This is a genomic window from Streptomyces sp. LS1784, from assembly GCF_020103755.1.
Classification (GTDB): domain Bacteria; phylum Actinomycetota; class Actinomycetes; order Streptomycetales; family Streptomycetaceae; genus Kitasatospora.
In genome coordinates this window covers 1-8,063 of record NZ_JAHSQD010000379.1, presented here as the reverse complement: position 1 = coordinate 8,063, position 8,063 = coordinate 1, and the positions used below count along the sequence as shown (strand labels likewise).

The window sequence follows — 8,063 nt, the reverse complement described above, 5'->3', positions numbered from 1 at the left end:
CCGGAGCGGCAGCGGGCGCGGCCGGAGCAGCAGCAGCGGCGGGCGCGGGGGCAGCGGCAGGGGTCGGCGCGGGGCCGGCCTGGGTCGCGGCCTGGGTCACTGGGGTCACCTCGGTACCGGGCTTGTAGTCGGCGAAAAAGTCCCACCAGGCTCGGTCGACCGAGTTCGGGTCCTGGAGGTACTGCTGGTAGATCTCGTCGACGAGCCACTCATTGGGGCCGAAGCCAGTGGAGCTTGCCGAGCTGTTGGGGGTTTCAGGGGACTGTGGCGACACGGCGGCAACCGCCCTCTTCCGCTTCCTTTTGGGATGTTTGGACAGCGGGGATTAAGGCTACGCCCCTGACCGGTGATCGCGCAGTCCCCGAGGCCCAGGCGTCGCCCAGATCACAGTGTTGACCTGCACTTTGGCTGAAAAAGTGCGTTAGAAAGCCGTATCTGTGGGGAACCGATCGGCGCCGAACAGGGTCCATACGGGGCGAAACCGGACAAAAACTCGGCCGAATCCGCTAACGATCTTCGTGTACCTCTGTGTCGGATCTGTGACAAATGTCCTGACCGTCACCCTGGCGCTGTCCGGGCAGCCGGACCTCGATCCGGCAGCCGCGCGGGGACTCGGCCACCGCGATCCGCCCGCCGTGCAGGTCCACCGCCCAGCGGGCGATGGCCAGGCCCAGCCCGGTCCCGCCGTCAGCGCCCGGTCCGGCGGCGGTCGCGGTGCCGCTGCGGCTGAACCGCTCGAAGACCCGGGTGCGGTCGGCGGGCGGGATGCCGGGGCCCTCGTCCTCGACCTCCAGCAGCAGGCCGCCCCGCTCGCCCTCCGGTCGTGCCCGCACCGTCACGGTGCCGCCGGGCGGGGAGTGCTTGCAGGCGTTGTCGACCAGGTTGGCGACCACCTGGTGGAGCCGTTCCGGGTCCGCCACGCCGGTCAGGCCGACCGGGCTGACCTCCAGGGCCAGCCGGACGTCCCCGCGCCGGGAGAAGGCGCCGCCGGCCGTCGCGCCGTCCACGGTGACCCCGCGCAGCACGCCGTCCAGGAACTCGCGCACCTCGAAGGGGCGGGCGTCCAGGTCGACCACGCCGTCGTCGATCTTGGAGAGGTCGAGCAGGTGGGTGACCAGGCGGCCGAGCCGCTCGGTCTGCTCCAGCGCCGCCCCCAGGGTGGTCGGATTGGGCTGGACGACGCCGTCCACCACGTTCTCCAGGACGGCGCGCAGCGCGGCGATCGGCGTGCGCAGTTCGTGCGAGACGTTGGCGACCAGCTCGCGGCGGTGCCGGTCGGCGGCCTGGAGGTCGGCGGCCATGGCGTTGAAGGCGGCCGCCAGTTCGCCGATCTCGTCGCGCGAGTTCACCTCGACCCGGCGGCTGTAGTCGCCGGAGGCCATCGCGCGGGCGGCGGCCGTCATCTCGCGCAGGGGGGCGGTCAGCCCGTGCGCGAGGAACTGCATGAAGAGCAGTGAGGCGATCATGGAGAAGACCATGATGATCCGGATCTGGGTCTCGGACCGGATCGCCACGACCACCATCCCGGTGGCCAGGAACACGGAGACGATCACGAGCAGGGCGAGCTTGCCCTTGATCGAGCGGACCGGGTCGAGCGGCCGGATGTCGGCCCAGACCCGGCGGGCGGCGCGGGCGGCGAGATTCTGCGGCCGCGCGTCGTCGGATTCCCCGTTGCGTTGCTGTGGAAAGGTCATTGTCCCGTGTGGTCCCCGCGTCGTCCCCCCGCGTGGTGGCCCGGCGTCGTCCGGACACGGGCCCCCCGGCGGCCCGTCGCCCGCGAAGCCGTCCTAGGAGAGCGGGGCCTCCAGCGCGTAGCCGACGCCGTGGACGGTGCGGATCCAGCTGGCGCCGATCTTCCGGCGCAGCGCCTTGACGTGGCTGTCCACGGTGCGGGTGCCGGAGGCGTCGGTCCAGTCCCAGACCTCGGCCAGCAGCTGCTCGCGGGTGAGCACGGCGCGCGGCTGGGCGGCCAGGCAGGCGAGCAGGTCGAACTCGGTCGGCGTCAGGTGGACGTCGCCCGAGGCCAGCCGGACCCGGCGCTGCACGTGGTCGATCTCCAGCTCGCCGAACCGCAGGCTGCCCAGCGCGGGCGTGCGGGCGGCCTGCTGGGCGCGCTCGACGCGGCGCAGCAGGACGTTGACGCGGGCGGCCAGCTCGCGCATCGAGAACGGCTTGGTCATGTAGTCGTCCGCGCCCACGCCGAGGCCGACCAGCAGGTCCGTCTCGTCGTCGCGGGCGGTCAGCATCAGCACCGGAACCGGGCGCTGGGCCTGGATCCGGCGGCACACCTCCAGGCCGTCGAAGCCGGGCAGCATGATGTCGAGGACCACCAGGTCCGGCTGCCAGGTGTGGAAGCCGTCGACCGCGCCGGGGCCGTCGTGGGCCACGGCGACCTTGAAGCCCTCGGCGCCCAGCCGGGCGGCGATCGACTCGGCGATCGTGGGCTCGTCCTCCACCACCAGGACTCTGCGCTGGCTGCTCACAGTGCCACCGGTGTTGTGGTTGTCCTGCTGAATTTCTGTCACGGTCACGCCACCGCCCCCAGGGCTGCGGGCCGGCCACCTGTGGGGATGGCGGGGCTCCGCTCGTAGTCTTGTTCCGTCGTGGACTGTGCCGGGTCCGCCGTCCCGTCGTGCGACAGGGAGCCGAGGACGGATGGTCGGCCGCCCACTTCTCCCGCGCACTTCGCAGCGTACGGACAGCGGATGCTTCCCGGCAGGTGGACCGGACGTTTCCGGCCCGTGGGCCGGCTGTCGGGCCGCCCTCGGACCCACTGCACGAGTGGGCACGGGCCGATACCTTACCCGGCGAATTTTCTCTGTGTAACGGTACGTATGCAGTCCAGTTGACGCCAAGTCGCCGGTCAGAGGCCGTGCTGCCGCACTGGCGGGGAGAAGGTCTGGACCAATGCCGGGAATCCTCCGGTCCGCTGCGGCCGGGGTCTTCACGGGCTTTTCCCAGGTGCCTCTCAGGACCTCGACGTACCGTGGCCGCGACAACACCCGACCGGGCGGAATCCGTGGCGCGCGCCGGTACGTTGGGCACCGGGCGAGGAGCCGGTGGCTGCGGCGTGGAGCGGAGGCGGCATGGCGGGACTGGGGTTGGGTGCCGGCGGAGTCCGGACCGCGGGAGCGCCGTACGGAATGCTCCGCCTCGGGCTGCGCACCGGTGTCGTGGAGTGGCTGCTGGAACGGGTGCCGACGCCCCGGCGAACGCCCTTCACGCTCGGATACCTCGCCGTCGTGGGAGCCACCACGACCTTCGCCGGACTCGCCGATCCGGAACTCGTCCAGCGGTTGCAGGAGGCCTCCAGTTCGGACGGGCACAACCTGCTCCAGCATCCTCTGCGCGCTCTTGCGCTGAGCGGATTCTGGGTGGCCGGCGAGGTGTGGATGCCGTACCTGTGGGGATTCGCGCTCACCCTCGCGCCGCTGGAGCGCAGGATCGGCCCGGCCCGGGCGGCGGCCGTGTTCGCGGCCGGGCACGTCGTGGCGACGCTGCTCTCCCAGGGGGTGGTGATCGCCGCGGTGGAGACCGGGCGGATGGCGCCCGAGGTGATGGACCAACTGGACATCGGGGTCAGCTACGGCGTGCTCGCCTGCCTGGGGGCGGTGGCCGGGCTGCTCTCCTGGCGCGGGCGGCTGCTCGCGCTGGGCGGCGCCGGGCTGATGATCGTCGAGCAGATCGCCACCGACAAGGACGTGATCACCGGCGTGGGGCACCCGGCCGCGGTGCTGACCGGGGTCGCGCTGTGGCGCTGGGTGCGCCGGGCCGAGCGGCGCCCGCTGAGGCCGCGTCCGGCCCTGGCGACGGCCGCCGGCGGTGCGCCCGCGCGGGTGTGGACGGCGCGTTGACGCCGTTGCCCGGTCGTGATCGTTCCGGGGCCGGGGATCTTCGCCCCGGGTTTTCCGGAGGCGTGTCCGGTGCGCTTTCCGTGCTCTTTTGACGGAGCCCGGCGCGGCACCTCCCGCCCCGATTCGTGTTCGCTCACGGCGAACTGAGGGTCGGGAACATCCGGCGGCCGCGAGGCCTTAGTCAGGTCGACTCAAGTTCGCTGACTGGGGAGAGATCATGGCATCGACGTCCACACCGCTCACCCTGCCCGTGCTGCCGCTCGACGACGAGGTCGTCCTGCCGGGCATGGTCGTTCCGCTGGACCTGAAGGACACCGAGGTGCGCGCCGCGGTCGAGGCCGCCCGGGCCGCCGCCACCGGCGCCGGCAAGCCGCAGGTCCTGCTGGTCCCGCGGGTGGACGGCTCGTACGCGGCGGCCGGCACGCTGGCCACCGTGGAGCAGGTCGGCCGGCTGGCCGACGGCCCCAACGCGGTCGGGCAGCCCGCCGCGCTGGTGCGCGCCGTGCGCCGGGTCCGGATCGGCGTCGGTACCACCGGCCCCGGCGCCGCCCTCTGGGTGGAGACCACGCCGTTCCGGGAGTCCTCGGTGGGCACCCCGGTGGCCGGCCGGGCCGCCGAGCTGGTCAGGGAGTACAAGGCGCTGTCCACCCAGTGGCTGCGCAAGCGCGGCGCCTGGCAGATCGTCGACCGGGTGGACCGGATCGAGGGCGTCGGCGAGCTCGCCGACAACATCGGCTACGCGCCCTTCGTCACCGCCGAGCAGAAGCTCAAGGTGCTGCTGGAGGCCGACCAGGTCGCCCGTCTGGAGTACGCGCTCACCCTGCTGCGCGACCACCTCGCCGAGGAGGAGGTCAACGACACCATCCGCAAGGACGTCGAGGAGGGCGTGGCCAAGCAGCAGAAGGAGTTCCTGCTCCGCCGCCAGCTGGAGGCCGTCCGCAAGGAGCTGGCCGAGCTGAACGGCGAGGCGGCCGACGAGGAGGGCGACTACCGCGCCCGGGTCGAGGCCGCGGACCTCCCGGAGAAGGTCCGCGAGGCCGCGCTCAAGGAGGTCGACAAGCTGGAACGCGCTTCCGACCAGTCGCCCGAGGGCTCCTGGATCCGCACCTGGCTGGACACCGTCCTGGAACTGCCCTGGAGCGAGCGCACCGAGGACGCGTACGACATCGCCGGCGCCCGCGCGGTGCTGGACGCCGACCACGCCGGCCTGGCCGACGTGAAGGAGCGGATCGTCGAGTACCTGGCCGTCCGCAAGCGCCGGGCCGACCAGGGGCTCGGGCCGGTCGACGGGCCTCGGCCGGAGGGGCAGAGCGAAGCGCTCCCCAGGAAGAGCGGTGGGCGACGGGAGGGAGCGGTGCTTGCCCTGGTCGGCCCGCCCGGCGTCGGCAAGACCTCGCTCGGCGAGTCGGTGGCCCGGGCGATGGGCCGCACGTTCGTCCGGGTCGCGCTCGGCGGCGTCCGGGACGAGGCGGAGATCCGCGGCCACCGGCGCACCTACGTCGGCGCACTGCCCGGCCGGCTGGTGCGGGCGATCAAGGAGGCCGGCTCGATGAACCCGGTCGTCCTGCTGGACGAGATCGACAAGGTCGGCTCCGACTACCGGGGCGACCCGGCCGCCGCCCTGCTGGAGGTGCTGGACCCGGCGCAGAACCACACCTTCCGGGACCACTACCTGGAGGTCGAGCTCGACCTCTCCGACGTCGTCTTCCTCGCCACCGCCAACGTCCTGGAAGCCATCCCCGAGCCGCTGCTCGACCGGATGGAGCTGGTCCGGCTGGACGGCTACACCGAGGACGAGAAGGTCGTCATCGCCCGCGACCACCTGCTCCCGCGCCAGTTGGAGAGGGCCGGCCTCGGCGGCGAGCAGGTCACCGTGGACGAGCCGGCGCTGCGCAGCCTCGCCGGGGAGTACACCCGCGAGGCGGGCGTCCGCAACCTGGAGCGCTCGATCGCCCGGGTGCTGCGCAAGATCGCCGTGCAGGCCGAGCTGGGCGAGCGCGAGCTGCCCGCCGCGGTCGGCGCGCAGGACCTGCGCGCCCTGATCGGCCGGCCGCACCACGTGCCGGAGTCCGCCCAGGAGCCGGCCGAGCGCCGCACCGCCGTCCCCGGCGTGGCCACCGGCCTCGCGGTGACCGGCGCCGGCGGCGACGTCCTCTACATCGAGGCCTCGCTCGCCGACGCCGAGACCGGCGGCACCGGGCTGACCCTCACCGGGCAGCTGGGCGACGTGATGAAGGAGTCCGCGCACATCGCGCTCTCCTACCTGCGCTCGCGCGGCGCCGAGCTGGAGCTGCCGGTCACCTCGCTGCGCGACCGCGGCGTGCACCTGCACATCCCGGCCGGGGCCGTCCCCAAGGACGGGCCGAGCGCCGGCATCACCATGACCACGGCGCTGGCCTCGCTGCTCTCCGGCCGCAAGGTGCGCACCGATGTGGCGATGACCGGCGAGGTGTCGCTGACCGGGCGGGTGCTGCCGATCGGCGGGGTGAAGCAGAAGCTGCTCGCCGCCGACCGGGCCGGGGTCACCACGGTGATCATCCCCAAGCGCAACGAGGCCGACCTGGACGACCTCCCGGCCGAGGTGCTGGAGCGGCTCACCGTCCACCCGGTGGCGGACGTGCGGGAGGTACTGGAGCTGGCGCTGGAGCCGGCCGCGGCCACGGTGCTGGTGGCCGCCTGACCGCAGGCCCGGGCCGCCCGAGCGGTGGCCCGGGCCCCACCGGCGGTCCGAAGGGCCGACGGCATCCCCGCGTGCGAGACTGCGGAGATGCCGTCCCCCACGCAGCGCGCGCTGGCCCGGGTGCCCGACCGGCTGCGCCCCTTCCTGGTACGGCACCGCCGACTGGTGAAGTTCCTGCTGGTCGGGAGCGGCTGCTTCGTGCTCACCACGGTGATCGACTTCGAGCTCAAGTTCACCGTGCTGGAGCACAAACCGGTGGTCGCGCTGACCGTCGCGACCGTGATCGGCACCGTCGTCTCGTACGTGCTGAACCGCCGCTGGGCCTTCCGGGCCGACGGCCGGCAGCGCGAGGCGCTGATGTTCGTCCTGGTCAGCGCGGTGGCGATCGCCGTCAACGACGTACCGCTGGCGTTCTCCCGGTACGTCCTGGACCTGCGCGAGCCGTACATCGGCCCCTACGGGCAGGAGCTGGCGGACTTCCTCAGCGGGATGGTCGTCGGCACCTTCGTCGCGATGCTGTTCCGCTACTGGGCGATGCGGCGGTGGGTCTTCGCCCCGCCCGCCGGGCCCGCCCGGGCCGAGCCCGTTCCCGTGCCGGCGAGGGTGCTCGCGGAACCGGTGACGGTGCTCTTGGAACCCGGTTACGCTGCACCCGAGATGCCACGGGATGTGCCGTAAAGGGGCGAGGTGAGCCTTATGCACGAGCCGGACCCCGTCCCGACCGGGCCCGCCAGCCAGCAGGGGATGCGCCGGGCCAACCTGGCCCTGGTGCTCGGGACGATCGCGAGCGGACCGCGCTCGCGCGCCGAGGTGGCCGCCGGGACCGGGCTGACCAGGGCGGCCGTCTCCTCGCTGGCCGAACAGCTGATCGCCGCCGGCCTGGTGGTCGAGGAGGGCCCCGCCGCGCCCAGCGGCAAGGTCGGCCGCCCCGGCACCGCGCTCGGCCTCAACCCGGCCGGGCCCGGCGGCCTCGGCGCCGAGATCGGGGTGCGGCACCTGGGTGCCTGCGTGGTCGACCTGCGTGGGGAGGTCCGCGCCTGGCGGCGCCGGGAGGTCTCCAACCACGGCCGCGCGCCCGCCACCGTGATGGCCGACCTCGCCCACCTGCTGCGCGAGGCCGTCGCCGAGTCGGGGCTGCGCCCGGCCGGACTCACCCTGGCCGTGCCCGGGCTGGTCGGCGGATCCGGCGGGATGCTCCGGCGGGCCGCCAACCTGGGCTGGCAGGACATCCCGCTGGCTGCCGAACTGCGCCCGGCGCTGCGGACGGCCGGGGGCGGACTGGCCGAGCTGCCGATCGAGGCGGACAACGAGGCCAACCTCGGCGGACTGGCCGAGCGCTGGCTGGGCGAGGGCCCGGAGGACTTCCTGTACGTCTCCGCCGAGGCCGGGGTCGGCGCGGCGATCGTGGTCGGCGGCCGGCTGCTGCGCGGGGCCGGCGGCTACGCCGGCGAGTTCGGCCACGTACCGGTGCACCCCGGGGGGCGCCGCTGCGCCTGCGGGGCGCACGGCTGCCTGGAGCAGTACGCGGG

The 8,063-nt window shown here is 73.5% G+C and carries 7 protein-coding genes; 4 read left to right on the top strand and 3 right to left on the bottom strand.

Going from position 1 to position 8,063, the window contains the following annotated elements; all coding sequences use genetic code 11:
* The 3 genes from KS423_RS31675 to KS423_RS31665 all read right to left on the bottom strand — a co-directional run.
* The coding region (locus KS423_RS31675; protein ID WP_224283201.1) for a hypothetical protein at nucleotides 1-274 on the bottom strand (274 nt) is incomplete at its 3' end.
* A gap of 232 nt (nucleotides 275-506) precedes the next feature.
* A complete protein-coding gene (locus KS423_RS31670) occupies nucleotides 507-1,694 on the bottom strand; it encodes a cell wall metabolism sensor histidine kinase WalK (RefSeq protein WP_224283200.1) in 1,188 nt (395 codons plus the stop codon).
* Nucleotides 1,695-1,787: 93 nt separating this feature from the next.
* On the bottom strand, nucleotides 1,788-2,525 hold the full coding sequence (locus KS423_RS31665) for a response regulator transcription factor (protein WP_030057574.1): 738 nt from the start codon (nucleotides 2,523-2,525) through the stop codon (nucleotides 1,788-1,790).
* A 618-nt stretch (nucleotides 2,526-3,143) separates the two neighbouring features.
* On the opposite strand from KS423_RS31665, the gene KS423_RS31660 reads away from it, so the two are divergent.
* The 4 genes from KS423_RS31660 to KS423_RS31645 all read left to right on the top strand — a co-directional run.
* Complete coding sequence (locus KS423_RS31660) at nucleotides 3,144-3,854, top strand: rhomboid-like protein (RefSeq protein WP_224283199.1); 711 nt, start codon at nucleotides 3,144-3,146, stop codon at nucleotides 3,852-3,854.
* 217 nt (nucleotides 3,855-4,071) lie between these two features.
* Nucleotides 4,072-6,534 (top strand): endopeptidase La, encoded by a 2,463-nt coding sequence (gene lon, locus KS423_RS31655; RefSeq protein ID WP_224283198.1) that lies wholly within the window; start codon nucleotides 4,072-4,074, stop codon nucleotides 6,532-6,534.
* Nucleotides 6,535-6,621: 87 nt separating this feature from the next.
* A complete protein-coding gene (locus tag KS423_RS31650) occupies nucleotides 6,622-7,212 on the top strand; it encodes a GtrA family protein (protein ID WP_224283197.1) in 591 nt (196 codons plus the stop codon).
* An 18-nt stretch (nucleotides 7,213-7,230) separates the two neighbouring features.
* The coding region (locus tag KS423_RS31645; protein WP_224283196.1) for an ROK family transcriptional regulator at nucleotides 7,231-8,063 on the top strand (833 nt) is incomplete at its 3' end.

Bases quoted from the DNA above. Each gene is read 5' to 3' on its own strand.
- KS423_RS31660 (WP_224283199.1), top strand. From the start codon at position 3,144: ATGCTCCGCCTCGGGCTGCGCACCGGTGTCGTGGAGTGGCTGCTGGAA.
- KS423_RS31670 (WP_224283200.1), bottom strand. From the start codon at position 1,694: ATGACCTTTCCACAGCAACGCAACGGGGAATCCGACGACGCGCGGCCG.
- lon (WP_224283198.1), top strand. From the start codon at position 4,072: ATGGCATCGACGTCCACACCGCTCACCCTGCCCGTGCTGCCGCTCGAC.
- KS423_RS31650 (WP_224283197.1), top strand. From the start codon at position 6,622: ATGCCGTCCCCCACGCAGCGCGCGCTGGCCCGGGTGCCCGACCGGCTG.